At 64.2% G+C, this 24,193-nt stretch carries 35 protein-coding genes and 1 tRNA gene; 26 read left to right on the forward strand and 10 right to left on the reverse strand.

Annotation, left to right across the window (positions count from 1 at the left end; all coding sequences use genetic code 11):
* Positions 1-11: 11 nt before the first annotated feature.
* Together moeB and SynA1528_RS10645 are read right to left on the reverse strand one after the other, a co-directional pair.
* A complete protein-coding gene (moeB, locus tag SynA1528_RS10640; protein WP_186586717.1) occupies positions 12-1,145 on the reverse strand; it encodes a molybdopterin-synthase adenylyltransferase MoeB in 1,134 nt (377 codons plus the stop codon).
* A complete protein-coding gene (locus SynA1528_RS10645) occupies positions 1,135-1,662 on the reverse strand; it encodes a M67 family metallopeptidase (RefSeq protein WP_286187818.1) in 528 nt (175 codons plus the stop codon). The genes moeB and SynA1528_RS10645 overlap by 11 nt, the downstream gene beginning before the upstream one ends.
* Between SynA1528_RS10645 and SynA1528_RS10650 the strand changes: the two genes are divergently transcribed.
* Complete coding sequence (locus SynA1528_RS10650; RefSeq protein ID WP_186586718.1) at positions 1,646-2,038, forward strand: CAAD domain-containing protein; 393 nt, start codon at positions 1,646-1,648, stop codon at positions 2,036-2,038. The genes SynA1528_RS10645 and SynA1528_RS10650 overlap by 17 nt on opposite strands.
* A gap of 4 nt (positions 2,039-2,042) precedes the next feature.
* On the opposite strand, the gene SynA1528_RS10655 is transcribed toward SynA1528_RS10650, so the two are convergent.
* A complete protein-coding gene (locus tag SynA1528_RS10655) occupies positions 2,043-2,933 on the reverse strand; it encodes a fructosamine kinase family protein (protein ID WP_186588407.1) in 891 nt (296 codons plus the stop codon).
* Between the two features lie 51 nt (positions 2,934-2,984).
* Between SynA1528_RS10655 and crtD the strand changes: the two genes are divergently transcribed.
* Complete coding sequence (gene crtD, locus SynA1528_RS10660) at positions 2,985-4,487, forward strand: C-3',4' desaturase CrtD (protein ID WP_186586719.1); 1,503 nt, start codon at positions 2,985-2,987, stop codon at positions 4,485-4,487.
* Here the strand turns inward: crtD and SynA1528_RS10665 are convergent.
* Positions 4,477-5,376, reverse strand: a complete 900-nt coding sequence (locus SynA1528_RS10665; protein ID WP_502707707.1) for a prephenate/arogenate dehydrogenase — start codon at positions 5,374-5,376, stop codon at positions 4,477-4,479. The genes crtD and SynA1528_RS10665 overlap by 11 nt on opposite strands.
* A gap of 58 nt (positions 5,377-5,434) precedes the next feature.
* Between SynA1528_RS10665 and SynA1528_RS10670 the strand changes: the two genes are divergently transcribed.
* The 3 genes from SynA1528_RS10670 (at position 5,435) to SynA1528_RS10680 (ending at position 7,598) form a co-directional block, all read left to right on the forward strand.
* Complete coding sequence (locus SynA1528_RS10670; RefSeq protein WP_186586720.1) at positions 5,435-6,880, forward strand: ATP-dependent DNA helicase; 1,446 nt, start codon at positions 5,435-5,437, stop codon at positions 6,878-6,880.
* Positions 6,881-6,930: 50 nt separating this feature from the next.
* Positions 6,931-7,179, forward strand: a complete 249-nt coding sequence (locus SynA1528_RS10675) for a DUF2839 domain-containing protein (protein WP_186586721.1) — start codon at positions 6,931-6,933, stop codon at positions 7,177-7,179.
* 62 nt (positions 7,180-7,241) lie between these two features.
* A complete protein-coding gene (locus SynA1528_RS10680) occupies positions 7,242-7,598 on the forward strand; it encodes a DUF1815 family protein (protein WP_186586722.1) in 357 nt (118 codons plus the stop codon).
* A gap of 1 nt (position 7,599) precedes the next feature.
* Here SynA1528_RS10680 and recA read toward each other — a convergent pair whose 3' ends face one another.
* From recA to SynA1528_RS10710, 6 genes are all read right to left on the reverse strand, one after another.
* Positions 7,600-8,727, reverse strand: a complete 1,128-nt coding sequence (gene recA, locus SynA1528_RS10685) for a recombinase RecA (protein ID WP_186586723.1) — start codon at positions 8,725-8,727, stop codon at positions 7,600-7,602.
* A gap of 86 nt (positions 8,728-8,813) precedes the next feature.
* Positions 8,814-9,563, reverse strand: coding sequence for an HAD family hydrolase (locus SynA1528_RS10690; RefSeq protein ID WP_186586724.1), 750 nt, complete (start codon positions 9,561-9,563; stop codon positions 8,814-8,816).
* A 9-nt stretch (positions 9,564-9,572) separates the two neighbouring features.
* A tRNA-Gln gene (locus SynA1528_RS10695) sits at positions 9,573-9,644 on the reverse strand.
* A 91-nt stretch (positions 9,645-9,735) separates the two neighbouring features.
* A complete protein-coding gene (locus SynA1528_RS10700) occupies positions 9,736-11,379 on the reverse strand; it encodes an AAA ATPase domain-containing protein (RefSeq protein WP_186588412.1) in 1,644 nt (547 codons plus the stop codon).
* Between the two features lie 23 nt (positions 11,380-11,402).
* The gene (locus tag SynA1528_RS10705) at positions 11,403-12,449 is read right to left on the reverse strand and encodes a Light dependent period protein LdpA domain-containing protein (RefSeq protein WP_186586725.1); all 1,047 of its coding nucleotides are present in this window, start codon (positions 12,447-12,449) and stop codon (positions 11,403-11,405) included.
* A complete protein-coding gene (locus SynA1528_RS10710; protein ID WP_186586726.1) occupies positions 12,416-12,877 on the reverse strand; it encodes an NAD(P)H-quinone oxidoreductase subunit N in 462 nt (153 codons plus the stop codon). The genes SynA1528_RS10705 and SynA1528_RS10710 overlap by 34 nt, the downstream gene beginning before the upstream one ends.
* A gap of 375 nt (positions 12,878-13,252) precedes the next feature.
* Here SynA1528_RS10710 and rplC point away from each other — a divergent pair, with 375 nt between their 5' ends.
* The 21 genes from rplC (at position 13,253) to rpmJ (ending at position 24,184) form a co-directional block, all read left to right on the forward strand.
* Positions 13,253-13,909, forward strand: coding sequence for a 50S ribosomal protein L3 (rplC, locus tag SynA1528_RS10715; RefSeq protein ID WP_186586727.1), 657 nt, complete (start codon positions 13,253-13,255; stop codon positions 13,907-13,909).
* The gene (rplD, locus tag SynA1528_RS10720; RefSeq protein ID WP_186586728.1) at positions 13,909-14,544 is read left to right on the forward strand and encodes a 50S ribosomal protein L4; all 636 of its coding nucleotides are present in this window, start codon (positions 13,909-13,911) and stop codon (positions 14,542-14,544) included. Before rplC ends, rplD begins: the two co-directional genes overlap by 1 nt.
* Positions 14,537-14,839 carry a 50S ribosomal protein L23 gene (locus SynA1528_RS10725; protein ID WP_186586729.1) on the forward strand — a complete coding sequence of 101 codons (303 nt, stop codon included), beginning with the start codon at positions 14,537-14,539 and terminating at the stop codon, positions 14,837-14,839. The genes rplD and SynA1528_RS10725 overlap by 8 nt, the downstream gene beginning before the upstream one ends.
* Before the next feature lie 15 nt (positions 14,840-14,854).
* Positions 14,855-15,718, forward strand: a complete 864-nt coding sequence (gene rplB / locus SynA1528_RS10730) for a 50S ribosomal protein L2 (protein WP_186586730.1) — start codon at positions 14,855-14,857, stop codon at positions 15,716-15,718.
* A gap of 35 nt (positions 15,719-15,753) precedes the next feature.
* Complete coding sequence (gene rpsS, locus SynA1528_RS10735; protein WP_186586731.1) at positions 15,754-16,029, forward strand: 30S ribosomal protein S19; 276 nt, start codon at positions 15,754-15,756, stop codon at positions 16,027-16,029.
* Between the two features lie 4 nt (positions 16,030-16,033).
* Positions 16,034-16,399, forward strand: coding sequence for a 50S ribosomal protein L22 (gene rplV / locus SynA1528_RS10740; RefSeq protein ID WP_186586732.1), 366 nt, complete (start codon positions 16,034-16,036; stop codon positions 16,397-16,399).
* Positions 16,400-16,419: 20 nt separating this feature from the next.
* Positions 16,420-17,148: a 30S ribosomal protein S3 gene (gene rpsC / locus SynA1528_RS10745; RefSeq protein WP_186586733.1), complete on the forward strand. Its 729-nt coding sequence runs from the start codon at positions 16,420-16,422 to the stop codon at positions 17,146-17,148.
* Positions 17,149-17,164: 16 nt separating this feature from the next.
* Positions 17,165-17,644, forward strand: coding sequence for a 50S ribosomal protein L16 (gene rplP / locus SynA1528_RS10750; protein ID WP_186586734.1), 480 nt, complete (start codon positions 17,165-17,167; stop codon positions 17,642-17,644).
* A 2-nt stretch (positions 17,645-17,646) separates the two neighbouring features.
* The gene (gene rpmC / locus SynA1528_RS10755) at positions 17,647-17,856 is read left to right on the forward strand and encodes a 50S ribosomal protein L29 (RefSeq protein ID WP_186586735.1); all 210 of its coding nucleotides are present in this window, start codon (positions 17,647-17,649) and stop codon (positions 17,854-17,856) included.
* 17 nt (positions 17,857-17,873) lie between these two features.
* A complete protein-coding gene (rpsQ, locus tag SynA1528_RS10760) occupies positions 17,874-18,185 on the forward strand; it encodes a 30S ribosomal protein S17 (protein ID WP_186586736.1) in 312 nt (103 codons plus the stop codon).
* Positions 18,182-18,547: a 50S ribosomal protein L14 gene (gene rplN, locus SynA1528_RS10765; RefSeq protein WP_186586737.1), complete on the forward strand. Its 366-nt coding sequence runs from the start codon at positions 18,182-18,184 to the stop codon at positions 18,545-18,547. Before rpsQ ends, rplN begins: the two co-directional genes overlap by 4 nt.
* A gap of 2 nt (positions 18,548-18,549) precedes the next feature.
* Positions 18,550-18,906 (forward strand): 50S ribosomal protein L24, encoded by a 357-nt coding sequence (rplX, locus tag SynA1528_RS10770; protein WP_186586738.1) that lies wholly within the window; start codon positions 18,550-18,552, stop codon positions 18,904-18,906.
* A gap of 41 nt (positions 18,907-18,947) precedes the next feature.
* Positions 18,948-19,487, forward strand: a complete 540-nt coding sequence (gene rplE / locus SynA1528_RS10775) for a 50S ribosomal protein L5 (RefSeq protein WP_186586739.1) — start codon at positions 18,948-18,950, stop codon at positions 19,485-19,487.
* A gap of 19 nt (positions 19,488-19,506) precedes the next feature.
* The gene (gene rpsH / locus SynA1528_RS10780; RefSeq protein WP_186586740.1) at positions 19,507-19,908 is read left to right on the forward strand and encodes a 30S ribosomal protein S8; all 402 of its coding nucleotides are present in this window, start codon (positions 19,507-19,509) and stop codon (positions 19,906-19,908) included.
* A gap of 14 nt (positions 19,909-19,922) precedes the next feature.
* Positions 19,923-20,462, forward strand: coding sequence for a 50S ribosomal protein L6 (gene rplF, locus SynA1528_RS10785; RefSeq protein ID WP_186586741.1), 540 nt, complete (start codon positions 19,923-19,925; stop codon positions 20,460-20,462).
* 33 nt (positions 20,463-20,495) lie between these two features.
* A complete protein-coding gene (gene rplR / locus SynA1528_RS10790; RefSeq protein ID WP_186586742.1) occupies positions 20,496-20,864 on the forward strand; it encodes a 50S ribosomal protein L18 in 369 nt (122 codons plus the stop codon).
* A 14-nt stretch (positions 20,865-20,878) separates the two neighbouring features.
* On the forward strand, positions 20,879-21,526 hold the full coding sequence (gene rpsE, locus SynA1528_RS10795) for a 30S ribosomal protein S5 (protein WP_011128941.1): 648 nt from the start codon (positions 20,879-20,881) through the stop codon (positions 21,524-21,526).
* 6 nt (positions 21,527-21,532) lie between these two features.
* Entirely contained in the window at positions 21,533-21,991 is a 459-nt protein-coding gene (gene rplO, locus SynA1528_RS10800) for a 50S ribosomal protein L15 (RefSeq protein WP_186586743.1), read from the forward strand.
* A gap of 104 nt (positions 21,992-22,095) precedes the next feature.
* A complete protein-coding gene (secY, locus tag SynA1528_RS10805; protein WP_186586744.1) occupies positions 22,096-23,421 on the forward strand; it encodes a preprotein translocase subunit SecY in 1,326 nt (441 codons plus the stop codon).
* 51 nt (positions 23,422-23,472) lie between these two features.
* The gene (locus tag SynA1528_RS10810) at positions 23,473-24,024 is read left to right on the forward strand and encodes an adenylate kinase (protein ID WP_186586745.1); all 552 of its coding nucleotides are present in this window, start codon (positions 23,473-23,475) and stop codon (positions 24,022-24,024) included.
* A 46-nt stretch (positions 24,025-24,070) separates the two neighbouring features.
* Entirely contained in the window at positions 24,071-24,184 is a 114-nt protein-coding gene (gene rpmJ, locus SynA1528_RS10815) for a 50S ribosomal protein L36 (protein ID WP_006850859.1), read from the forward strand.
* The last annotated feature ends 9 nt before the right edge of the window (positions 24,185-24,193 follow it).

The raw sequence follows: 24,193 nt of genomic DNA on the forward strand, positions 1-24,193 counted from the left end.
GAATCAATCGATCAGTAACGCGGCACGGTCTGATCCACCTGCACGGACCAGGCATCGATGCCGCCATCGACGTTGGTGGCCGTGATGCCCTGCTCAGCCAGCAGCTCCACGGCCTGGGCGGAACGGCCGCCGAGTTTGCAGTGGACGTAAAGGCGCCCGGTTTCCGCCATTCCGCGGATGCGTTCGATCGCCTCACCGCTTTTGATCGTGGCCAGAGGAATCAGCACTGCCCCAGGGATCACAGCCACCTCGGCTTCGGCGGGGTTGCGCACATCCAGTAGCACCACATCGTCTGCCGAGCCATCCAGCAGCGACTTGAGCTCGATCACGCTGATGCTGTCCATGGGGGGCGCCGTCGCTCGGCAGAACTGCTGGTAGTCAATCAAGCGATCGATCGCCGGCCGATCCGGGTCACGCCGCAGCGTCAGCTCACGGAAACGCATCGTCAGGGCATCCACCACCAGCAAGCGACCATCCAGGCTCCGGCCGATGCCGGTGATCAGCTTGATCGCCTCCGTCGCCTGAATCAAGCCGATCAGCCCGGGCATCACCCCCATCACCCCGGCCTCCGCGCAGGACGGCACCTGCTCCACCGGCGGTGGCTCCGGCAGCAGATCGCGGTAGTTGGGGCTGTCCGGCGTGCGGTTGAACACCGATGCCTGGCCGTCAAAGCGCTGCACCGATCCATAGATCAAGGGCTTTCCCTGCAAGACGCAGGCGTCGTTCACCAGGTACCGCGTCGGGAAATTGTCCGAGCCATCACACACCAGGTCGTATGCCGATATCAGTTCGAGGGCGTTCTCCCGATCCAGCATCTGCTCATGCAGCACCACCTGACAGTGGGGATTGAGCTCCTGCAGCCTGTGCGCGGCGGAGCGCCCCTTGGATTGGCCGAGCCAGTCCATCCCATGAATCACCTGCCGCTGCAGGTTCGACAGCTCCACGACATCCCCATCGACGATGCCGATCCGGCCGACACCTGCGGCGGCCAGATACAGCAGCAGCGGTGAGCCCAGACCACCGGCGCCAACGCAGAGCACGGACGACGCCTTGAGCCGTTCCTGTCCGGCATGACCCACCTCCGGCAGCATCAGGTGGCGGGCATAACGGCTCCGCTCCTCCCCACTCAGTTCCTCAATCGACATCGATCGGCACCGGCCGCACCTGCCGATCCTCCTCCAGCCACCAGGCCCTCAGTTCGTGCTGGCCCGAGAGGATCAACATCAGCTGGTGAGGGATACCCCGACAGCGATCCGCCTCAGACGGCAACGGCGGGCTTTGTGGATGGGAATGGGCCACACCGATGATCCGTTGTTGGTGTTGCCGCGACCAGCGCTGCGCCGCCAGTTGTTCGCGGGGGTCGAGCAGGAAATTGCTGTGCCGGCCATGGGAGTCAGCCGCTCCCCACGGCTGCAGATCCGGCTGGCGGCCCCAGCGATTGCACACCGGCCAGACGTGATCCAACCGCAGCGAGGTACCCTCGCCCGGGGATCCGATCAACAGAGCACATCCCTCCTCAGGCCAGCTCGCCAGCAAGGTGCGCTCCAGAATCGTGAGGCATCCACAACGCAGCTGCAGCGTGGATGGCGCGATCGATGAAGCGCCGATACGCTCAGCTGACCGTATGAACAGTTCTGTCGGTTCCATGAGCGACGCCACCACCGAAGTTAAGGACCCCGCGACCGACGCGACCCCTGCGGTGGAAGCGTCTGCCACCAGCTCCGAAGACACCACCTCCTTCACCGAGCGCTACAGCGAAGTGCTGGGCAAGGTGAACGAAACCCTCGACCAGGTCGACTGGAACCAGATGGGTCGCATCGGCAAGATCGTTGGCATCTTCGCTGCTGTGATCGTTGCTCAGATCCTGATCAAGGGCATCCTCGACACGATCAACCTGCTGCCCGTGGTTCCCGGTCTGCTGGAGCTGCTCGGCGTTGTGGTGGTGGGCCAGTGGAGCTGGAGAAATCTCACCACCAGCGACAAGCGCAGCGCTCTGGTGCAACGGGTGCAGTCCCTGCGTCAGGAATACCTCGGCTGAGGTCTCAAGCGATCATCCGAGCCAGGCGCTTCAGGCAGTCCTGGCTCTGGGAGACGTATCCGCCTCCGAACAGGTTGGCGTGGTTCAGCAGGTGATACAGGTTGTAGATCTCGACGCGCTCCTCCCAACCTGAGCGAAGCCGGAGCACTGCGTCGTAAGCCGCGTAAAACGCTGGGCTGAATCCGCCGAACATCCGCGTCATCGCAAGATCCACCTCGCGGTCGGCCCACCAGCTGGCGGGGTCATAGAGGGCACCACGCCCATCCATCAGCACCCCTGCATTACCGCCCCAGAGGTCGCCATGCACCAGGGCGGGGCTGGGGGCATGGTCGTCCAGCCCCTGACGCAGGCCAGTCAGCAACTGATCCAGCCAGTCCCCCGGCAGGGAGAGATCCCCGGCCAGGGCCAACTGGGGCCGCAGACGCAGCTCCACAAAACAGGCCCCCCATTCATCCCGCCATCCCCCCGGCTGGGGGCCTGCACCGATGTAGCCATCGCGATCCCAGCCGAAGCGCTGGGGTGATGCCGCTTCCGAGGCCCGGTGCAGCAGTGCCAGGCCATGCCCAAGGGCCCGCTGATCGCTGCCGCTGAGCTCCAGCCAGGGCAGCAGCAGCACCGCTCCGCCGGGCAGGACTGACAGGGCCAGCGGCTTGGGCACCACCAGCCAATCCGGATCGGCCTGGGCATGCAGGGCTTCAAGCGCCTCGGCCTCCACATCAAACAGGGCCATGGCCTGGGTGTTGCCGCTCTTGGCGAAGAGCCGTTCGCCATCCGCCAACGTCAGACACCAGGCCTGGTGGATGCAGCCGCCCCCCACCGCATGCACATCCACCAGCTGGCGGCCCGGCAGCGGTCCAGTGGATGCCACCAGCTCCTGCCGCAGTTGAGGGTGCATCGCCGGGAAGGATCGCTCTGTTGCCAGCATGCACCGGTTCAGGGGTGCGCTTTGACGGCAACCGGAGTGATCGTGATCGGTGGCGGCATCGCCGGGCTCACCGCAGCGGCGCTGCTGGCCAAGGAAGGTGTGCCGGTGACGCTGCTGGAGGCGCATCACCAGCCGGGGGGGTGTGCCGGCACGTTCCGCCGCGGTCCGTGGACCTTTGATGTGGGCGCCACCCAGGTCGCCGGGCTCGAACCGGGCGGAAGCCATGCCCGACTGCTGCAGCATCTGGGCCTGCCCCTGCCGGAAGCCGAGATCCTTGACCCCGGTTGTGTGGTGGATCTCGGGGATGGCTCGGAGCCCATCCCCCTCTGGCATGACCCCGAGCGCTGGAGCGAGGAACGCCGTCGCCAGTTCCCCGGCAGCGACGCCTTCTGGCGCCTTTGTGAGCTGATCCATCGCAGCAACTGGGGCTTCGCTGGTCGCGATCCGGTGGTCACGCCGCGATCTTTGTGGGACCTCCGCCAACTGCTCAGCGCCCTGCGCCCGATCACCGTGGCCTCGGGTCTGCTGACGGGACTGACCATGGCCGACCTGCTCGGCCTCTGCGGCTGTGGCGACGACCCACGGCTGCGACGGTTCCTCGACCTCCAGCTCAAGCTGTATTCCCAGGAGCCCGCAGACCGGACCGCGGCTCTCTACGGCGCCACGGTGCTGCAGATGGCGCAGGCACCGCTGGGGCTCTGGCATCTGCATGGCTCGATGCAAGTGCTCAGCGATCAGCTGGTGCAGGCGATCGAAAACCAGGGCGGCCGCGTGCTGATGCGCCATCGGGTCACCGGCCTCGAACCCACCGACGAGGGCTGGCGCGTCGTCGTGGACAGTCCCTCCGGCCGGGATCAGATCCACACAGCCGCTGATCTGATCTGCAGCCTGCCGCCCCAATGTCTGTTGGATCTGATCCCCGAAGCGGTGATGCCCAGGGGATACCGGCAACGCCTGAGCCAGCTGCCGGAGCCCAGTGGCGCACTGGTGCTCTATGGCGCCGTGCGACGGGAGGCGTTACCCAGCTCCTGCCCGGGCCATCTGCAACGGGGGGCTGACGATCCGGGCTCTCTGTTCGTCTCGATCAGCCGGGAGGGTGACGGTCGGGCCCCGAAAGGTCAGGCCACCGTGATCGCCAGCGTGTTCACACCCACCGCGGACTGGTGCAGCCTCGAGGAGGAGCCCTACCAGGCCCGCAAAAGCAAGCGCCTGGACGCCATGCGCCGGGAGCTCAACCACTGGCTTGATCTGAAGCCCCAGGACTGGTTGCACGTGGAACTGGCTACGCCCAGGGGATTCGCCGGTTGGACCGGTCGCCCGCGGGGCATCGTGGGGGGACTCGGCCAGCATCCGAGCCGTTTCGGGCCCTTCGGGCTGGCGGGGCGGACGCCGATGCCAGGCCTTTGGCTCTGCGGCGACAGCCTCCACCCCGGCGAGGGAACGGCGGGCGTCAGCCTCTCAGCCCTCAATGCCTGCCGGCAGCTGGTGGCAGCGCGGGGCGGAGAGCTGCAACTCAGGGGTTGAATTCAGCCTCTGTATTGAGAAAACCAGGCCGCAGGGCCTGCGTTCGGCTCAGTTCCTTGTGCAGCTGATCCCAGTTGGTTTTGATCACGGCATCCTCGAGCTGCTCCAGACTCCAGCGGTAGGCCGCCAGGGCCTTGAGCACCGCCTCGCGGTTGCTGCTGGCCATGGCCACCCCCAGGTCGGGATTGCCACCACCGACGCGGCTGGTGTCCGCGAAACCACTGGAGGCAAGGGCCTGGGCCAAAGCGCGGATCTCAGGGTCGCGTTCGTCACCGGCAGCCCGCAGCAGAGCCGCGCTGACCAGCACTGGCATGTGCGAGATCATTGCCACCGCCTGGTCGTGTTGGGAGGCGGCGGCCGTGAACCAACGGCTGCCGAGTCGCCCGGCCAGGTCTTCGACCACCGCCAGTGCCTTGGGATCAGTGTCGGCATCCGGGGTGGCAATCCAGGGACGCCCCTGGAACAGATCGCGCTGACCCGCCTCCACGCCGGCCTGGGCTGTTCCCGCCATGGGGTGGCTGGCCACGAAACCAGGGTGGCGATCGTTCCAGGTGTCGAGCACCGGCTGTTTTACCGAAGCGACGTCGGTCACCACCGCATCAGCGGGCAGGGCCGCCACCAGCTCCGCGGGCGGATGAAGCAGCGCTGGAATCGGCAACGCCAGGATCACCAGGTCGCAGTGGGCCAGGCAGGAGGGATCAGTACTCACCGCAGTGACGAGTCCTCGGTGCATCGCTCGTTCCGCAGTGGCCGATCGGTGAACCAGACCTTGCACCTCGATGCCCTGGGAGAGCAGGTCCAAACCGATCGATCCACCGATCAGGCCGAGACCGACGATGCCAACGCAGCCCGAATCCCTACCCATGCCGTTCCACGCTCCTCGGGTCATGTTGGTCGATCGATTGCGATGAACCGTTTGGGCATCGAACTCTGCGTAGGGTTCACCGATGCTGGAAGCCCAAGCCCACACTCACCTGAAGTCACTGCTGCGGCAGGGTGAGTCGAACTGGCCCCATCACCTGACCCTCAGCCGACTGGTGGGTCGCAGCCTGAGACGGGGCGATCGGACCCTGCTGCGCCTGGCACCGAACCAACGGGAACGTTGGTGGTTGGGGTTGCTGATGCCGCTGTGTCTGCAACCCAGCAGCGCCGTGCTTGTGCTCACCCCACAACAGCGACAGCGACTGCTGCAGGTGGAACGCCCTCGCCTCGCAAAACAGGGGTTCCGACTGGCCTGCTGGGAAGGCAACACCCCCCCGCCGCAGGATCAACTCTGGCTGCTGGACCATGCCGGCCTGATTCAGGCGCATCGCCAAGGACTGCTGGGCGAGCGTCAGTTACTGCTGCCAGGCATCGATCAGCTCAGCGAGCAGCTGCGGCGGTGCATGGCCATCCGCTTGGATGCAAGCCACTGGCAACAGCTTCGTCTCGCCCTCCCCCAGGCAGAAAAGCCATTGCTGGAGTTGCATGAACGCCTCAGCAGACAACTGTTCCGGGAGGCGCCACGGGTGGATGCCTGCATTCGCCTCGACAACAGCGCCTGCCAGAGCCTGCGGGATCTGCTCGGGGTCATGGGGCCCTGCCCATCGCCCTGGTCAGAGCTGCTCGCCTGCGATCCCCGCGAGTGGGCGAACTGGGCTGAGCTGGATCACACCATGCTGCAGTGGAGTTGGTGCCTGGAACCCCTGGAACCCCTGCAACAACTGCAGGGGCTGCTGAGCCAGCGCCCAGCTTTGATGCTCAGCGACAGTGGCGACAGCGCCCGGCTGGAACAGGAGCTGCTGGAGGCGAACGCCCCGCCCACGGTCACCGCGGTGCTGCGGGAGGCGGAACTGGAAGAGCCTCTGCCGTTGTTTGCCCCCAGGCGTCAACCAACACCCAACACGGAGATCTACGCCCAGCATCTGCTCGAACAAAGTCGGCGACTGATCCTGGGGCGGACAGGTCTCACGGTGCTGTTGCTTGACGATCCCAGCCTGCGTCGATCGCTCACGGCATCGTTGGCCGCCGAATTCGGCACCCGGGTTCAGGATGAGTGCACCGCACCGGAGGTCAACGGTGTGGTCAGCGGCAGCTGGAGCTGGTGGTTGCAGCACCTTGACCAGTTGCCGGAGCCTGAGCAGATCATCATCGGCCTGTTACCGCTCGCCAGCCTCAGCAACCCGATCACAGCGGCTCGGGTGGAACGGTTGAAACACGACGGTGCGGATTGGTTCCGCTCCCTTTTGCTGCCGGAGGCGCTGCGGCAGATCCCTGCCGCCGTGGCCCCCCTGCGTCGTTCAGGGGGCAGGCTCGCCGTTCTGGACGGTCGCCTGCGCGGGAGGAGCTGGGGCGATCAGGTGCTGCAGCGCCTTGAACCCTGGAGGCCGCTTCAACGGTTGCTGCCCGACTGAACTCAGCCGGCTCAATCCTGCATAAACTGACCGGAGGACAACTTGATGGGATGGGAGAAGCTCGCCGCCGGTCAGCCCAGGGCCTGCCACCACGCCAACCCAAAAAAGGAGTCTCGTCCCAAGACACCTCCCCCCGGATCGTGTCCTGGATCCCCCTGACCCGAAATCAAGCTCAGCAGTTTGTGGCGGTCACCACCCGCGGCGCATGGATCGGGATCGGAGCCATGGTCGTGTTCTGGGTGACGGTTCGCTTCATCGGCCCTGCTGCGGGCTGGTGGACCCTGGCGGACACGCCCTGACCCGCAGAGCCGCGCAGAAACTGAAGGAAACCTTTAGCGTGGGTCTTGATTAAGACTCAGGCATGTTTCCCCGTCTCGCCGAGCACTATCGCTCCGTGGTCCAGGATCTCGTGATGAGCCTGCAAGCCCTCGCTTCTGGGTTGAAAGCGTGTGGAGTGACCGCCAGCTGCTACTCCTGCGGGGATGGCGAAGATGGCCATGGGGCCTCATTCGTCGCCGACCTTGGTGAAGGTCACGTGGTCCGCTTCCTCGTGTCGGATTTCGGCATCAGCTGGGTGGAATCCCGCAACGGCCATGAGCTGGTGAAGCTGGAAGGCGCTGAAGCCATCCAGGAACTGCAACGGATGACGGAATTGCTCCACCAACAGCGACATGCGGACAGCACAACAAGCGAACTGTCCGCAACCACCCTCGCTTGAATCAGGCCGCAGCCTCGTCCGCCGCGGCCTTGGGAGCTGAGCTCGCCGCAGATCGAGCCGCTGCAGCAAGGGGTTTCATCGAGTTGGCCTTCACTTCAGACCCCTCAACAAGCTTCTGACGCACCAGCTGCTCGATGGTGACGGCTGCCTCGGGGTTCTCCTCCATCCAGGTGATGGTGTTGTCCCGCCCCTGACCGATGTTGTCGCCCTCATAGCTGTACCAGGCCCCCTTGCGGATGACCACACCGGTTTCTTCCGCCAGATCCAGCAGACACCCCAGGGTGCTGATGCCGCGACCGAACAGGATGTCGAATTCCGCGATGCGGAACGGCGGAGCCACCTTGTTTTTGGCCACCTTGACCTTGGCCCGGATCCCGAATTCCTCCGTCCCTTTCTTCAAGGTCTGGATCCGGCGGATGTCCAGTCGAACGGAGGCATAGAACTTGAGTGCGTTGCCGCCTGTGGTGGTTTCAGGGTTGCCGTAGGTGACGCCGATCTTGAGGCGCAGCTGGTTGAGGAAGATCACCGTGCAACCGGATTTGCCGATGTTGCCGGTGATTTTCCGCATCGCCTGACTCATCAGGCGGGCCTGACTTCCGACGGCCAGATCCCCCATCTCGCCTTCGATCTCAGCCCGCGGCGTCAGGGCAGCCACCGAGTCGATCACCACGATGTCCACCGCCGCGGAGCGGACCAGCTGGTCAACGATCTCCAGCGCCATCTCACCGGTGTCCGGCTGGGACACCAGCAGGTTTTCCACGTCCACGCCGAGCGAGGCGGCGTAAACCGGATCGAGGGCATGCTCAGCGTCGACGAAAGCGGCAACACCACCACGCTTCTGCACCTCAGCAATGGCATGCAGGGTGAGGGTGGTCTTACCGGAACTCTCCGGTCCGTAGATCTCAACGACACGTCCCTTGGGATAGCCGCCCCCCAGGGCCAGATCGAGGGTGAGGGCACCGGTGGAGATGGTTTCCACCCGCATCCGGGAGGCGTCGCCAAGGCGCATGATCGAGCCCTTGCCGAAGTTGCGCTCGATCTGGCCGAGCACCAGATTCAGCGCCTTGTCGCGCTCACCGGAGGAACGGGGATCGGAACCGGAGGCGGCGGATTTCATCTCTGCAGGCATGGAAGCAACCTGAAACTAAGGAACGAGAGATCCAATGCCACAGAAGCGCCGAATCGTCTCAGGTAGTACAGACGTACGCTAACGGATCAGGGCCAGTGCGCCAAGGGGGCCGCCAGTTGATCCGGGTCAATCAGCCGGATCCCTGGCGGGAGCCCCTCGCGATCGGAGGGCTTGAGATAGCCCCAGCTCGCCAGCCAGCACGGCAGCCCCTGGAGCCCCTCGGTGTCACGCACCGTCTCGAGGGTGGCGCGGCGGTCCTCGACAAAACCCGCCAGCACCCGTTCCCGCTGAAGCCTCAACAGCACCTCCGGCTTGGGACCGGCTTCCCGTCCATCCAGGCGCCAGGGCTGCAATCCAAGGCTCTCCAGCAACTCAGCGGTGAACGCTGCTGTCTTGGCGGTGAGCACAGCCCAATCCAATCCCTCACCTGGAAGAGCCTGGAGTCGATCCACCAGACCGGGGAACGGTTGATGCAAGCCAAGCCATGCGTCGCGATCCGTGCCGACCGCCTGCTGCCGTGTCTGATCCAGAGCCTCCTGCAGTCGGGTGGCGGACCAGCCACGCCGCTGAAGGGCCCCGGCCTGCTCCGCGGAGTAATCCGTGGTCCAGCGTTCGAGATCCAGTCGAGGCATCTCAGCCGCCAGCAGCACCATCTCCCAGCCGTGATGCACCCAGGGCCGCAAGCATCGGAACCCCTCCGGCACCTCGTGGGGATCGAGCCCGTCGGGGTCCCCATGGAGCCGCTGGGCGGCCATCGAAGCACTCCACCAGTATTCCGCCATCCCATCGACGATCACACCGTCGAAGTCGAAGACGAGGAGAGGACGTGCCGTCATGACTGAAAACTGGGCCGCTAGGATTCGAACCTAGGAATGGCGAGACCAAAACCCGCTGCCTTACCGCTTGGCGACGGCCCAATGATCCGGACAACTCCGCTCTGAAACGGTGCTCCGGCCTTCCAATAGTTACCCATATAAGGCAGACCTTCGTCAATCCATCGACGGGTGCTCAGGGGGGGAACACACGCAGTCGGCAATGCCCGGCCTGGCCGAACACATCACTGCGCAACCGGTAACGCTGAACGAGATCAGCCTGCATCCGGCGGACCCGTTCGGATCGCGGCAACAGTTCCACCGGCCGCCCCTGGGGCATCACCACCTGCTCCACGGCCAACCGACACTCCTCGAGGCCCGCCAGTTCATCGTCCTGTCCATCAACTGAAACCGGGTCTGGCTCCTCCTGATCCGGACCCTGGCGCCGACTGAGCAGCCGCTCCAGAGCGCGCTCCACCTGGGGCAACGTGTCGGCCTTGATCACCAGGATCGGCACCTTCAGCTCACGGGCCTGCCGCCGCAGTGACGGTTCACGCCCCAGGCCCTGACGGATGCTCAGCACCACATCCGCATCCGAGAGATCCTCCACCAGCTGCACGGGCCAGCCATGACGCCGGGTCGACTCCTCCACCAATTGCGGTGTGATTCCGCAGCAGAGCAGCTGCAGGTCGTCGCTGGCGGACCTGGCCTCCTCCTCCGAATCGATCTCAGTGCCGCTGGGAGGCGGGTCGACAGGCGGACGCATCGGCACCGCAGCCAGGGCCGGCCGGTTCTGCAGCCCAGGCTGTGCCAGCAGGCGGGGACGCCGCTGATCCGGTGGATCCACGAACCGAACAGCGCCATCGGCCGCCAGCTCCCGCTCCTGGGGCCGAGGCTGCAGACCCCGCAAGAGCTGGTCCACCGTGGAGGCCACATCGGTATGAATCGACCAGCGCTGGCGGCTGTGCATCTCCACCGCCACGGGAAAGGTTGGATCGGCAGCGCGCTCGAGCACCGTTTTCTGACTGCGTCGTCGCCGGGCCTCATCGTCACCGAGGGTCACCGACTGGATGCCCCCCACCAGATCACTGAGGGTGGGGTTCTTGATCAGATTGGCCAGAGCATTGCCGTGGGCCGTGGCCACGAGCATCACGCCCCGCTCGGCAATGGTGCGAGCTGCCTGAGCCTCCAGCTCCGTACCGATTTCATCGATGACGATGACCTCCGGCATGTGGTTCTCCACCGCCTCGATCATCACCTGATGCTGCTGTTCGGGTCTGGCGACCTGCATCCGTCGGGCCCGGCCGATCGCTGGATGGGGGACGTCTCCATCGCCAGCGATCTCATTGCTGGTGTCGATGATCACCACCCGTCGCTGCAGGTCATCCGCCAGCACGCGGGCAATTTCGCGAAGTGCGGTGGTTTTGCCCACGCCCGGGCGCCCCATCAGCAGCAGGGACTGACCACCATCCAACAGGTCCCGAACCAGGGCCACGGTGCCGAAGACAGCACGACCGACCCTGCAGGTCAGGCCCACCACATCCCCCCGTCGGTTGCGGATTGCGCTGATCCGATGCAGGGTCCGTTCGATTCCAGCTCGGTTGTCTGCGCCGAAGCAACCCAGCCGGGCCACCATGGCGTCCAGGTCGTCTCGGGTGAGAGGGACCTCGCCAAGGGCCAGAGCCTGACCGGGGTAACGCGCCTCAGGAACACGCCCAAGGTCCAGCACCACCTCAAGCAACTGCTCCCGGCGCTCCGCCGGGCCAAGGGCGTCCCGCACCGGATCGGGGAGCAGGGCCAGCAACCGCTCGAGATCGTCTGTGATTCGTTGTGTCGTCATCACGGCGTCCCCCGAACCCGCTTTTAGCAGGAGTGTTCCATCCCCGGCCGTCGCCGCCATGGCTCCACCAGGGAGCGGGCCAGCTCCAGCCCCGCCTGCCAGCCTTCAGACCAGTGACGCAGAGATGTGCCCCTGGACTGCGCCTCATGGATCAGGGGCATCAGCAGGCGACGAGCCATTCCTCCGAAGGCAACCCCAGCAGGGCGCTCGTCAGCCCGCAACAACTGCACGGTGCTGGCATTGGTCCCTCCGGCCAGTTGCAGCGGTCCAGGCGGTGCCAGCGGCCGCATCCGTCGCCACAGCTGCACCGCAACCCGAGCGGTGCCAGCACCGACATCACCACTCATGGGGCGTCCATCCAACTGCCAAAGCGGGCTGAATCCCCAGCGGCGCAGGCTGGAATGACGTCGCCAGAGTTCCTGAGCCAGCGCAGACGGGGTGATCCCATGCCCCTCCAAACCGCAACTCACGGCAAGACGCTGGAGCGGCACCCCTGCAGCGGACAGCTCCGCCAGTAGGGCATCAAAGGCGTCCCCCCGTCCAGGGGCAGTGTGCACCTCCACCGCATCAGGGCGCATCGCTGCCAGCTGCTCGGCGATCGCATCGGAACCGAGGCGGTGGTCGCGCTCTTCGATCAGGCCCAGCGGACAGCTCGATAGGCAGCGACCACAGCCGTAACAACGCAGCTCGTCCACCGATCCCACCGCTGCGATCGCCTCTGCAGGACAGACCCGCTGACAGGGGCGAGGACAGTCGACCGGACAACGGGCAGGGTCAAACCAGGCCTTGCGGAAGTGGGCATCACTGCCGTCACTGACGCTCACCATCAGCCATGGCCGCGCCAGGCCGTTCTGATCCAGCCACTGGAGCCCCTGCCGAGCCGCCCTGACAACCGCTGGGTCGGCTGCGACATCGACGCAGTCGATGCCTGCAGCTCCGTAAACGGCGCAGAGATCGGTGATCGCCGGCAGATCCTGGTTGCTGGCACCGCAGATCAACTTGACCCAGTGGCCCTGACGCAGGGCCTCCTGCGGATTCAGCTGGCCAGGAGGCCGCTCATCGGCTGCCATCGCAGGCTCCTGGCTCCACCCATTTCAACGATGATGCGCAGACGGGGTTCACGGCTGCAGAGATCGCAGAGGGAGCTCAGCTCGGATTGCGACAACACCTGTCCCTCCAGCAGCCAGAGCGCCACCTGGGCGTCACCGTCGAGCAGATCCCCAAGCTGCGGCACCACCTCCTGCACCTCCCCCACGGCAGCACCGCGCCCGACGCTCTGATGGCCGAGATGGGGAGGGCGAATGCCGTGTTTCTGGGTCAGGAACACCTCCGGATCGCCGAGGCCACGGGCTGACGTGAGTCGGGTGCGGTAGCCGGCCCCACGCAGGCGACGCAACAGCCTGGTTTCCGCTCCACCCTCCAGCGGGGCATGCACAGCCAAGCAACCATGGGCCTCGAGATCACGGCGGAATGTCCGACCGCTGAGAAGCAGAGGCATGACTGCAGGATGGCTGCGCAAGAGTCTGGCAGCCAAAGGCAAGGGTGGGGAAGAGGAGAAAGGTGCTGCTGTATGGTCTTTGTTTGTTCTGCGTTTCTGTGCCCGTCCGCTAGCCGGGCCTCCAGTCGGCAGAACAGACCCCGCGATTGCGCAGGGTCCTCAGGCCAGAGCGGATTCTCCAATCCGCCGGGAAACTTCCAGAGCACTCCGTGCACAGGTCAGTCCCAGCCTCGCTGAATCGACCGCTAGCCCCATTCGAGAGACCTCCTTTCCGGATCCCTCCCTCGAACCACGTCTGCGTCCAACCGATCAGCACGCCATGCCCCATCCGGCTTTCCGGATGGTGGTAGTCCCGCTGGCGCTTCCTCCCCAACCATGTCAATCGGCATTCTCGGGAAGAAGCTGGGCATGTCCCAGTTCTTCGACGAGCAGGGCAGAGCCGTCCCCGTCACCTTGATCGAGGCCGGCCCCTGCCGAATCACCCAACTCAAAAGCAGCGACACCGATGGCTATGCCGCGGTGCAGATCGGCTTCGGCGATACCCGCGAAAAGCTGATCAACAAGCCTGCCAAGGGTCACCTCAACAAAACCGGCGAGAGCCTCCTGCGTCACCTGCGCGAATACCGCGTGGATGGCCTTGAGGGTTTCGAACTGGGCGGATCGATCACCGTTGGTGATTTCGAAGCCGGCCAGAAGGTTGATGTCAGCGGTGACACGATCGGCCGCGGCTTCTCCGGTTATCAGAAACGCCATGGCTTCAGCCGTGGTCCGATGACCCACGGTTCCAAGAACCACCGCGAGCCCGGTTCGATCGGCCCCGGCACCACACCGGGCCGCATCTATCCAGGCAAGCGCATGGCCGGTCGCTACGGCGGCAAGAAGATCACCACCCGCGGCCTGACCATCCTCAAGGTGGACAGCGAGCGCAACCTGCTGGTGGTGAAAGGGTCGGTTCCCGGCAAGCCGGGCGCCCTGCTGAACATCCGACCCGCCCTGCGGGTGGGTGCCAAGCCCGCCAAAGGAGGACAGTGATGGCTGACTGCGTGATTCGCGACTGGCAGGGAAAGGAAGCCGGCAAGGCGACCCTCGACCTGAAAGTGGCCAAGGAGACCACGGCCAACGATCTGATGCATCGTGCGGTTCTGCGCCAGCAGGCCCACAGCCGTCAGGGAACCGCTTCCACCCTCACCCGATCCGAGGTGCGTGGTGGTGGCCGCAAGCCCTACAAGCAGAAAGGAACAGGCCGGGCCCGTCAGGGTTCAATCCGGACTCCTCTGCGCCCCGGCGGCGGCATCGTCTTCGGACCGAAGCCCCGCACTTACAACCTTGCGATGAACCGCAAGGAACGTCGTCTGGCCCTGCGCACTGCGCTGATGGCCCGCATCGACGACGTGACCGTGGTGAAGGACTTCGGATCGAGTCTTGAAGCCCCCAAAACCAAGGAGATCACGGATGCCCTGGGACGTCTCGGCATCGCTGCCGACGCCAAGGTGCTGATCGTGCTCACCGAACCTTCCGAGGTGGTGCGCCGCTCGGTGCGCAACCTGGAGAAGGTGAAGCTGATCGCCGCCAATCAGCTCAACGTCTTCGATCTGCTCCACGCCAATGCACTGGTGCTCGGCGAGGACGCCCTTGCAACCATCCAGGAGGTCTACGGAAATGACTGAGCGTTTCCAGGGCCGCCTGGCTGACGTCATTCGTCGGCCACTGATCACCGAGAAGGCCACCCGGGCCCTCGAGTTCAACCAGTACACCTTCGAGGTGGACCACCGCGCCGCAAAACCTGACATCAAGGCCGCCATTGAGCAGCTCTTCGATGTAAAGGTCACCGGCATCAGCACCATGAATCCCCCCCGTCGCACGCGTCGGATGGGTCGCTTCTCCGGCCGTCGTGCCCAGGTGAAGAAAGCCGTGGTGCGCCTGGCGGAGGGCAACTCGATCCAACTCTTCCCTGAGTCCTGAGGGGTCTGAATCGTCATGGCAATCCGTAACTTCCGCCCCTACACCCCCGGTACCAGAACCCGGGTGGTCACCGACTTCAGCGAAGTCACCGGCCGCAAGCCGGAACGGTCCCTGGTGGTGTCCAAGCACCGCCGCAAGGGCCGCAACAACCGTGGTGTGATCACCTGCCGCCATCGCGGTGGCGGTCACAAGCGGCTGTACCGCGTGGTGGACTTCCGCCGCAACAAGCACGGCGTCACCGCAAAGGTGGCCGCCATCCACTACGACCCCCATCGCAACGCCCGTCTGGCGCTGCTCTTCTACGCCGACGGCGAGAAGCGCTACATCCTCGCTCCAGCAGGGGTGCAGATCGGTCAGACCGTGGTCTCCGGACCCGACGCTCCGATCGAAATCGGCAACGCCATGCCGCTGTCGGCCGTGCCCCTGGGTTCCAGTGTTCACTGCGTTGAGCTCTATGCCGGCCGCGGTGGACAGATGGTGCGCACCGCCGGCGCCAGCGCTCAGGTGATGGCCAAAGAAGGTGACTACGTCGCCCTCAAGCTGCCATCCACCGAGGTGCGCTTGGTCCGCCGCGAGTGCTACGCCACCCTCGGCGAAGTGGGCAACTCTGAAGTTCGCAACACCAGCCTGGGCAAGGCCGGTCGTCGCCGCTGGCTGGGGCGTCGCCCCCAGGTTCGAGGCAGTGTGATGAACCCCTGCGACCACCCCCACGGTGGTGGTGAGGGTCGGGCTCCCATCGGCCGCTCCGGCCCGGTGACCCCCTGGGGCAAACCCGCCCTCGGTCTCAAGACCCGCAAGCGGAATAAGCCCAGCAACCAATACGTGCTCCGGAAGCGTCGCAAGACCTCCAAGCGGAGCCGTGGCGGACGCGATTCCTGATGCCGACCATCGTTTTGCCGCTTGCTTAAACCGCTATGGGACGTTCACTCAAAAAAGGTCCGTTTATTGCCGACAGCCTGCTTCGCAAGGTTGAAAGGCAGAACGACGCCGATGACAAGTCCGTGATCAAAACCTGGTCTCGGGCCTCCACAATCCTGCCGATGATGATCGGCCACACCATTGCCGTTCACAACGGCAAGACCCACGTGCCCGTGTTCATCACCGAGCAGATGGTGGGTCACAAGCTGGGGGAGTTCGCTCCCACCCGCACCTTCAAGGGCCACATCAAAGACAAGAAAGGAGGCCGCTGACGCCATGACCACGTCATCCACCACGGCTCCCACCGCCCACGCCCACGGACGCTTCATCCGAGGCTCCGTGTCGAAGGTGCGCCGTGTTCTCGATCAGATCCGGGGTCGCACCTACCGCGACGCTCTGATCATGCTCGAGTTCATGCCCTACCGCTCCACCGGACCGATCACCAAGGTGCTCAGGTCCGCTGTGGCGAATGCTGAGCACAACCTCGGCCTTGATCCCGCCTCCCTGGTGATCTCCAGTGCCAGTGCCGACATGGGCCCTGCCATGAAGCGCTACCGCCCCCGGGCTCAGGGTCGCGCTTACCAGATCAAAAAGCAGACCTGCCACATCAGCATTGCTGTGGCGGCTCAGCCCGATTCCTGACCCCCGAGGACTCTGACCCAATGGGACACAAGATCAACCCAACCGGTCTGCGCCTGGGGATCACCCAGGAACACCGGTCACGCTGGTACGCCTCCAGCAAAAGTTATCCGGCCCTCCTTCAGGAGGATGATCGGATCCGCAAGTTCATCCACAAGAAATACGGTTCCGCAGGCATCAGTGATGTGCTGATCGCCCGCAAGGCCGATCAGCTCGAGGTGGAGCTCAAAACCGCGCGCCCCGGCGTGCTCGTGGGCCGCCAGGGCAGCGGGATCGAGGAACTCCGTTCCGGAATCCAGAAGACGGTCGGTGATCGGAGCCGCCAGGTTCGGATCAACGTTGTCGAAGTGGAGCGCGTCGACGGCGACGCCTTCCTGCTGGCTGAGTACATCGCCCAGCAACTGGAAAAACGTGTGGCCTTCCGCCGCACCATCCGCATGGCCGTCCAGCGCGCCCAACGCGCTGGGGTTCTCGGCCTGAAGATCCAGGTATCCGGTCGCCTCAACGGGGCTGAAATTGCCCGAACCGAGTGGACCCGTGAAGGTCGGGTCCCCCTGCACACCCTGCGGGCGGACATCGACTACGCCACCAAGGTGGCCAGCACGACCTACGGCGTGTTGGGCATCAAGGTGTGGGTCTTCAAGGGTGAAGTGCTGAGCGATGAAGCTCCGCAGATGCCGGTGGGGGCTTCCCCTCGCCGCCGGGCCAGCCGTCGGCCCCAACAGTTCGAAGACCGCTCAAACGAGGGTTGAACAGGAGGCCTGAACCATGCTGAGTCCAAAACGCGTCAAATTCCGGAAAATGCAGCGAGGCCGCATGCGCGGCGTCGCTACCCGGGGCAACACCATCGCCTTCGGCCAATTCGCGCTGCAGGCCCAGGAGTGCGGCTGGATCACCTCACGCCAGATCGAGGCCAGCCGTCGTGCCATGACCCGTCACGTCAAACGTGGCGGCAAGATCTGGATCCGGATCTTCCCGGACAAGTCGATCACCATGCGCGCCGCCGAAACCCGGATGGGTTCCGGTAAGGGCAACCCGGAATTCTGGGTGGCTGTGATCAAGCCAGGCCGCATCCTCTTCGAGATGGGTGGTGATGAAATCACCCCCGAAATCGCCAAGGAGGCCATGCGTCTGGCGCAGTACAAGCTGCCCGTGAAGACCAAATTCATCCAGCTGGATGAACAACAACAGAAGCAATCGGCTGCGGAAGCACCGGCTGCTGCTGATGCCGTCACCGTGGAGTCCTGACCATGGCCCGTCCCAACGCCGCTGAGGTCCGAAAGCTGTCCGATGCGGACCTCACTGAACAGATTGACGGTCTTCGCCGCGAACTGTTTCAGCTCCGCTTCCAGCAGGCCACACGCCAGCTGGCCAACACGCACCGCTTCAAAGAGGTCCGCATCAAGCTGGCCCAGCTGATGACGGTGCAATCGGAGCGCCAGCGCTCCGCCGCGTCCTGATCCCCCTCTCTGTACCCATGGCAGTCAAGGAAAGGGTCGGCACCGTCGTCAGCGACAAGATGGAAAAAACGGTGGTGGTGGCGGTGGAAAGCCGCTTCCCCCACCCCATCTATCAAAAGACGGTCAGCCGCACCACCCGCTACAAAGCCCACGACGAAGACAACTCCTGTCGCGTCGGGGACCGTGTGCGCATCACGGAAACCCGACCGATGAGCCGGCACAAGCGCTGGGCCATCGCCGAGGTGCTGAGCCACAGCCCGAAGGCTGACAAATCAGCCAAGAGTGCTGCTCCCGCCACCGAGGCTGCGGCCGAGGAGGTGAGCGAATGATCCAGCAGGAGAGTTATCTGAGCGTTGCTGACAACAGTGGCGCCAAGCGCATCCAGTGCATTCGTGTGCTGGGCACCAACCGTCGCTACGCCCATGTGGGCGATGTGATCGTCGCCGCCGTCAAGGACGCCATGCCCAACATGGGCGTCAAGAAGTCCGATGTGGTGAAAGCCGTGGTGGTTCGCACCAAGGCAACCCTCCGCCGCGACACGGGCAACTCCATTCGGTTCGACGACAACGCGGCGGTGATCATCAACGCCGACAACAACCCCAAAGGCACCCGCGTCTTCGGACCGGTGGCCCGTGAACTGCGCGACCGCAACTTCACCAAAATCGTGTCCCTCGCTCCGGAGGTGATCTGACCATGGCCACCGCAACCAGCAAGGCCAAGCCCAGCGATCGCATCAAGATGCGCATCCGCAAAGGCGACACCGTTCAGGTGATCGCCGGTAAGGACAAGGGCAAAACCGGCGAGGTGCTCCGCACCCTGCCCAACGAGAACCGCGTGATCGTGGAGGGCGTCAACATGCGCACCCGCCACGAGAAACCCACCCAGGAAGGTGAAACCGGACGCATCGTGAACGAGGAGGCATCTCTGCATGCGTCCAACGTGATGCTCTATTCGACCGCCAAGAAGGTGGCGAGCCGCGTCGAGATCGTCGTCGAAAAGGACGGCAGCAAGAAGCGCAGGCTCAAGAAAACCGGTGAAGTCCTCGACTGAAACCGACTTCTGACCAAGCCCAGAAGCACCCCACACCCCCCATGTCACTCAAGAAGCGCTTCAGGGAGACCATTCAGCCCAAGCTGCAGAAGGATCTCTCCCTCACCAACATCCACGAAGTCCCCAAGGTGGTGAAAGTCACCGTCAACCGGGGGCTCGGCGAAGCCGCCGCCAACGCCAAGTCCCTCGAGGCCTCGGTGAAGGAGCTGGCTCAGATCACCGGTCAGAAGGTGGTCGTCACCCGTGCCAAGAAGGCCATCGCAGGCTTCAAGATCCGCCAGGGCATGCCGATCGGTTGTGCCGTCACCCTGCGCGGTGACCGGATGTACGCGTTCCTGGAGCGCTTGATCAACCTGGCGCTGCCCCGCATCCGCGACTTCCGCGGGGTGAGCCCCAAGAGCTTTGACGGGCGCGGCAATTACACCCTGGGGGTGCGGGAGCAGATCATCTTCCCCGAGATCTCCTTCGACAAGATCGATGCCATCCGTGGCATGGACATCACCATCGTGACCACTGCCCGTTCAGACGAAGAGGGCCGGGCCCTCCTCCGCGAGATGGGAATGCCGTTCCAGAGCAACTGAGCCCTCCCCGTCGACACCTATGGCCAACCACGACCCCATTTCCGACATGCTCACCCGCATTCGCAATGCGAGTGAGAAGCGTCACGAGACCACCAAGATCCCTGCATCACGCATGACCCGCAGCATCGCCAAGGTGCTGCGGCAGGAGGGCTTCATCTCCGAAATCAGCGAACAGGGCGAAGGCGTGCGCACCGAACTGGTGCTCTCCCTCAAGTACAGCGGCAAGCACCGGCTCCCCACCATCCGCTCCATGCAGCGGGTGAGCAAGCCAGGTCTGCGCATCTACAAGAACACCCGTGGCCTGCCCAAGGTCCTCGGCGGTCTTGGCGTTGCAATCATCTCCACCTCCAAGGGTGTGATGAGTGATCGCGATGCCCGCCGCGAGGGCGTCGGGGGCGAGGTGCTCTGTTACGTCTACTGATCCGGAGCTCAACCATGTCACGCATCGGCAAAAATCCCGTTCCCGTTCCCGACAAGGTGACCGTCTCCCTCGACGGTCTCACCGTGAAGGTCAAGGGACCGAAGGGAGAACTGGAACGCACCCTTCCTGACGGCGTCAGCGTCAGCCAGGAAGAGAACACCATCGTGGTGGCTCCATCCACCACCAAACGTTTTTCGCGCGAACGCCACGGCCTTTGCCGCACCCTCGTCGCCAACATGATCGAGGGCGTCAACAACGGCTACAGCAAGAGCCTTGAAATCGTGGGCGTGGGTTCCAGGGCCCAGGTCAAAGGCAAGACCCTTGTGGTCAGCGCCGGCTACAGCCACCCCGTTGAGGTGGAGCCGCCCGAGGGCATCACCTTCAAGGTCGAGAACAACACCAAGGTGATTGTCTCCGGCATCGACAAGGAACTGGTGGGCAACGAGGCCGCCAAGGTCCGCGCCATTCGCCCGCCCGAGCCTTACAAAGGCAAGGGCATCAAGTACGAGGGCGAGCGCATCCTGCGCAAGGCGGGCAAGTCCGGCAAGAAATAAGCCTTGTCCTGACGTTCCTCTCCCTTACCCACCATGTCCAAACTGTCCCGCAAACAGCAGACGCAGAAACGCCACCGGCGTCTGCGTCGCCACCTCACCGGCACCTCCGACCGTCCGCGGCTGGCGGTGTTCCGCTCCAACAATCACATCTACGCTCAGGTCATCGATGACGATGCTCAGAGCACCCTCTGTTCGGCTTCGACCGTCGACAAGGAGCTGCGTGTCGGCCTCGAGGCCAACGGCGGCAGCTGTGATGCATCCGTCGCCGTCGGCGAACTGGTCGCCAAGCGCGCCATCGCCAAGGGCATCCAAAGCGTGGTCTTTGACCGTGGCGGCAACCTGTACCACGGCCGGATCAAAGCCCTAGCCGATGCCGCCCGGGAAGCGGGCCTTCAGTTCTGATTCCTGCTTGACCCATGACAGATTCCTCTCCCCAGTCCAATCCCAACGCGGTGCCAGGCGCCGCAGATGTCCCCGCAGCCGCGGAGGGCCAGCAACAGGAGCAGCGTCGCGGCGGTGGCCGCGGTGAGCGTGGTGACCGCCGTGGCGGACGCCGCGGTGATCGCCGCAACCAGGAGCGCGACTCCGAATGGCAGGAACGCGTGGTGCAGATCCGCCGCGTCTCCAAGACCGTCAAAGGCGGCAAGAAGATGAGCTTCCGGGCCATCGTTGTCGTCGGGAACGAGAAAGGCCAGGTCGGCGTTGGTGTCGGCAAGGCCGGTGATGTGATCGGCGCTGTCCGTAAGGGTGTTGCCGATGGCAAGAAGCACCTGGTCAAGGTGCCTCTGACCCGTCACAACTCGATCCCCACCCTCTCTAATGGTCGCGACGGTGCCGCCAGCGTCCTGATCCGTCCGGCTGCCCCCGGTACCGGTGTGATTGCCGGCGGCTCCATCCGCACCGTGCTCGAGCTTGCCGGCATCAAGAATGTCCTGGCCAAGCGTCTGGGCAGCAAGACCCCCCTCAACAACGCCCGGGCTGCCATGGTGGCCCTGTCGCTTCTCCGCACCCACAAGGAGACGGCCAAAGAACGGGGAATCTCCCTCGAACAGATCTATTCCTGATTCGCGATGACGACTCTCCGACTCGATTCCCTCAAAGCCAACAAGGGCGCCCGTCGCCGCAAACTGCGCAAGGGCCGTGGCATCGCCGCCGGCCAGGGCGCAAGCTGCGGTTTCGGCATGCGTGGCCAGAAGTCCCGCTCCGGCCGTCCCACCCGCCCAGGTTTCGAGGGTGGCCAGATGCCCCTCTACCGCCGGGTGCCGAAGCTGAAGCACTTCCCCCTGGTGAACCCCAAGCACTTCACGGTGCTCAATGTTTCGGCTCTCAACAGCCTGAAGGACGGCAGCACCGTGAACATGGATTCCCTCGTCAAGGAAGGAATCGTCACCAGTCCGAAGCATCCGTTGAAGATCCTCGGCAACGGTGATCTGACGGCCAAGAAGCTGACGGTTCAAGCCGCTGCCTTCACCGCCTCAGCCCGCACCAAAATCGAAGCCGCCGGCGGCAGCTGCGAAACCCTGGACTGATCCGGCCGGGTTCACCGTCCGTCAGCCCTAAGGTCTGAGCCGCCCGCTGGAAGTCATTCCACGGGCGGCTTTGCTGCATTCAGCCCACCCCATTTCTCCTGTCCATGCTCGTCAGTCGGGGCCGCAATCCCAACGCCGCCGAAGTCATCAGTCAGCTGATCGGCAACTCGGGCCTGCGCAATCGCGTGCTCACCACCCTGAGCCTGTTGCTTCTGGTACGTCTCGGGATTTACATCCCTATCCCAGGGATCGACCGTGAGGCCTTTGCCAGTTTCATCGAGCAGGGCGGCTCCCTGCTGGGATTCCTTGACATCTTCACCGGCGGAGGCATCTCCACCCTCGGGGTGTTCGCGCTGGGAATCCTGCCGTTCATCAACGCCTCGATCATCCTGCAGCTCCTGACGGCATCCCTTCCACAACTGGAGGATCTGCAGAAAAACGAGGGTGAAGCCGGGCGACGCAAGATCGCGCAGATCACGCGCTACGTCGCTCTGGGCTGGGGGCTGATCCAAAGCGTCGTCTTTGCCATGATCCTGCGCCAGTACGCACTGGAGGGGACCAGCGAAGTCGTGTTCGTGGTGCAAACCGCGCTCTGTCTGGTCACCGGATCGATGGTGGTGATGTGGCTCAGCGAGGTGATCACCGAGCGGGGCATCGGCCAGGGCGCGTCGCTGGTGATCTTCCTCAACATCGTTGGGACGCTGCCTCGCACCCTCGGCGCCACGATCGAGGCTGCTCAGACCGGAGACCGCAACACCGTGCTGGGCATTGTTGTGCTAGCGCTGGTCTTTCTGGTCACCATCGTCGGCATCATCTTTGTGCAGGAAGGCGCGCGTCGCATCCCGATCGTCAGCGCCAAGCGGCAGGTGGGAGGTGTCGGCGTTGGTGTTCTGCCCACCCGTCAGAGCTATCTGCCGTTGAAGCTGAATGCCGGCGGCGTCATGCCGATCATCTTTGCCTCAGCGGTGATCTTCCTGCCGGTCACCATTGCCAATTTCACCAAGAACGAATGGTTGATCCGGGCGGCCAGCCTGCTCAACCCCGGAGCCGCCAACCCCTGGCCCTACGCCCTGGCCTTCTTCGCTCTCATCCTCGGCTTTGCTTACTTCTACGCATCGCTGACGGTGAACCCCACGGATATCGCCTCCAACCTGAAGAAGGGCGGCGTCGCCATTCCTGGGGTCCGTCCCGGCAGTGCCACCGCCACCTATCTCTCCGGAGTTCAGAACAGGCTCACCCTTCTGGGAGGCCTGTTTCTGGGAAGCGTCGCCATCATTCCCGCCGCGGTGGAACGCGCCACCAACGTGCAGACCTTCCAGGGCCTGGGGGCCACCTCATTGCTGATCCTCGTCGGCGTGGCCATCGACACCGCCAAACAGGTGCAGACCTATGTCATTTCCCAGCGCTACGAAGGCCTGGTCCGTCAGTGATCAAGGCGACTGGCACCTGATCTCACTTTTGTTTTCCATCCGCAGACACCAATGAAATCCCGCCTCCTCTTCCTTGGCCCCCCTGGAGCAGGTAAGGGCACCCAGGCAGCGCGCCTGTGCGAAGCCAACGGCATGAAGCACCTGTCCACTGGTGATCTGCTGAGATCCGAAGTCGCTGCCGGCACAGCCCTGGGCCAGGAAGCCGAGGCGGTGATGAACCGCGGGGAACTGGTCAGTGATGCCCTGGTGCTGGCCATTGTGGAAAGTCAGTTGAAGGGCCTGTCGCGGGGCGGCTGGCTTCTTGATGGCTTTCCCCGCACCGTTCCCCAGGCCGACGCCCTCGAACCGCTGCTTGAAGAACTGAAGCAACCGATCGAAGCCGTGGTGCTGCTTGAGCTGGACGATGCCGTGCTGATCGAGCGTCTGCTGGCCCGTGGCCGCGACGACGACAACGAAGCGGTGATCCGCAATCGGCTTGAGGTCTACCGGGAGAAGACATCACCCCTGATCAGCTTCTATCGGGACAAAGGTCTGCTGGTGTCGGTTGAAGCGAACGGATCCGTTGAGGAGATCACAGATCGGATCACAGGAGTGTTGAGTTGACCTGTGTGATAGGGTTGCCGTTTGGAAATTTGGAGAGCCACGCCTCATGAAGGTGCGCAGCTCAGTCAAGAAAATGTGTGACAAGTGCCGGGTGATTCGTCGCCACGGCAAGGTCATGGTCATTTGCGCCAACCCTAAGCACAAGCAACGCCAGGGCTGACTCCCAGCC

The organism is Synechococcus sp. A15-28 (genome assembly GCF_014280175.1).
Lineage (GTDB): Bacteria > Cyanobacteriota > Cyanobacteriia > PCC-6307 > Cyanobiaceae > Parasynechococcus.

What these genes read in the sequence shown, in the direction of transcription:
- moeB (WP_186586717.1), bottom strand. Translation starts at nt 1,145, where the DNA reads ATGTCGATTGAGGAACTGAGTGGGGAGGAGCGGAGCCGTTATGCCCGC.
- SynA1528_RS10650 (WP_186586718.1), top strand. Translation starts at nt 1,646, where the DNA reads ATGAGCGACGCCACCACCGAAGTTAAGGACCCCGCGACCGACGCGACC.
- SynA1528_RS10655 (WP_186588407.1), bottom strand. Translation starts at nt 2,933, where the DNA reads ATGCACCCTCAACTGCGGCAGGAGCTGGTGGCATCCACTGGACCGCTG.
- SynA1528_RS10665 (WP_502707707.1), bottom strand. Translation starts at nt 5,376, where the DNA reads ATGACCCGAGGAGCGTGGAACGGCATGGGTAGGGATTCGGGCTGCGTT.
- SynA1528_RS10670 (WP_186586720.1), top strand. Translation starts at nt 5,435, where the DNA reads ATGCTGGAAGCCCAAGCCCACACTCACCTGAAGTCACTGCTGCGGCAG.
- SynA1528_RS10675 (WP_186586721.1), top strand. Translation starts at nt 6,931, where the DNA reads ATGGGAGAAGCTCGCCGCCGGTCAGCCCAGGGCCTGCCACCACGCCAA.
- SynA1528_RS10680 (WP_186586722.1), top strand. Translation starts at nt 7,242, where the DNA reads ATGTTTCCCCGTCTCGCCGAGCACTATCGCTCCGTGGTCCAGGATCTC.
- recA (WP_186586723.1), bottom strand. Translation starts at nt 8,727, where the DNA reads ATGCCTGCAGAGATGAAATCCGCCGCCTCCGGTTCCGATCCCCGTTCC.
- SynA1528_RS10690 (WP_186586724.1), bottom strand. Translation starts at nt 9,563, where the DNA reads ATGACGGCACGTCCTCTCCTCGTCTTCGACTTCGACGGTGTGATCGTC.
- SynA1528_RS10700 (WP_186588412.1), bottom strand. Translation starts at nt 11,379, where the DNA reads ATGACGACACAACGAATCACAGACGATCTCGAGCGGTTGCTGGCCCTG.
- SynA1528_RS10705 (WP_186586725.1), bottom strand. Translation starts at nt 12,449, where the DNA reads ATGGCAGCCGATGAGCGGCCTCCTGGCCAGCTGAATCCGCAGGAGGCC.
- SynA1528_RS10710 (WP_186586726.1), bottom strand. Translation starts at nt 12,877, where the DNA reads ATGCCTCTGCTTCTCAGCGGTCGGACATTCCGCCGTGATCTCGAGGCC.
- rplC (WP_186586727.1), top strand. Translation starts at nt 13,253, where the DNA reads ATGTCAATCGGCATTCTCGGGAAGAAGCTGGGCATGTCCCAGTTCTTC.
- rplD (WP_186586728.1), top strand. Translation starts at nt 13,909, where the DNA reads ATGGCTGACTGCGTGATTCGCGACTGGCAGGGAAAGGAAGCCGGCAAG.
- SynA1528_RS10725 (WP_186586729.1), top strand. Translation starts at nt 14,537, where the DNA reads ATGACTGAGCGTTTCCAGGGCCGCCTGGCTGACGTCATTCGTCGGCCA.
- rplB (WP_186586730.1), top strand. Translation starts at nt 14,855, where the DNA reads ATGGCAATCCGTAACTTCCGCCCCTACACCCCCGGTACCAGAACCCGG.
- rpsS (WP_186586731.1), top strand. Translation starts at nt 15,754, where the DNA reads ATGGGACGTTCACTCAAAAAAGGTCCGTTTATTGCCGACAGCCTGCTT.
- rplV (WP_186586732.1), top strand. Translation starts at nt 16,034, where the DNA reads ATGACCACGTCATCCACCACGGCTCCCACCGCCCACGCCCACGGACGC.
- rpsC (WP_186586733.1), top strand. Translation starts at nt 16,420, where the DNA reads ATGGGACACAAGATCAACCCAACCGGTCTGCGCCTGGGGATCACCCAG.
- rplP (WP_186586734.1), top strand. Translation starts at nt 17,165, where the DNA reads ATGCTGAGTCCAAAACGCGTCAAATTCCGGAAAATGCAGCGAGGCCGC.
- rpmC (WP_186586735.1), top strand. Translation starts at nt 17,647, where the DNA reads ATGGCCCGTCCCAACGCCGCTGAGGTCCGAAAGCTGTCCGATGCGGAC.
- rpsQ (WP_186586736.1), top strand. Translation starts at nt 17,874, where the DNA reads ATGGCAGTCAAGGAAAGGGTCGGCACCGTCGTCAGCGACAAGATGGAA.
- rplN (WP_186586737.1), top strand. Translation starts at nt 18,182, where the DNA reads ATGATCCAGCAGGAGAGTTATCTGAGCGTTGCTGACAACAGTGGCGCC.
- rplX (WP_186586738.1), top strand. Translation starts at nt 18,550, where the DNA reads ATGGCCACCGCAACCAGCAAGGCCAAGCCCAGCGATCGCATCAAGATG.
- rplE (WP_186586739.1), top strand. Translation starts at nt 18,948, where the DNA reads ATGTCACTCAAGAAGCGCTTCAGGGAGACCATTCAGCCCAAGCTGCAG.
- rpsH (WP_186586740.1), top strand. Translation starts at nt 19,507, where the DNA reads ATGGCCAACCACGACCCCATTTCCGACATGCTCACCCGCATTCGCAAT.
- rplF (WP_186586741.1), top strand. Translation starts at nt 19,923, where the DNA reads ATGTCACGCATCGGCAAAAATCCCGTTCCCGTTCCCGACAAGGTGACC.
- rplR (WP_186586742.1), top strand. Translation starts at nt 20,496, where the DNA reads ATGTCCAAACTGTCCCGCAAACAGCAGACGCAGAAACGCCACCGGCGT.
- rpsE (WP_011128941.1), top strand. Translation starts at nt 20,879, where the DNA reads ATGACAGATTCCTCTCCCCAGTCCAATCCCAACGCGGTGCCAGGCGCC.
- rplO (WP_186586743.1), top strand. Translation starts at nt 21,533, where the DNA reads ATGACGACTCTCCGACTCGATTCCCTCAAAGCCAACAAGGGCGCCCGT.
- secY (WP_186586744.1), top strand. Translation starts at nt 22,096, where the DNA reads ATGCTCGTCAGTCGGGGCCGCAATCCCAACGCCGCCGAAGTCATCAGT.
- SynA1528_RS10810 (WP_186586745.1), top strand. Translation starts at nt 23,473, where the DNA reads ATGAAATCCCGCCTCCTCTTCCTTGGCCCCCCTGGAGCAGGTAAGGGC.
- rpmJ (WP_006850859.1), top strand. Translation starts at nt 24,071, where the DNA reads ATGAAGGTGCGCAGCTCAGTCAAGAAAATGTGTGACAAGTGCCGGGTG.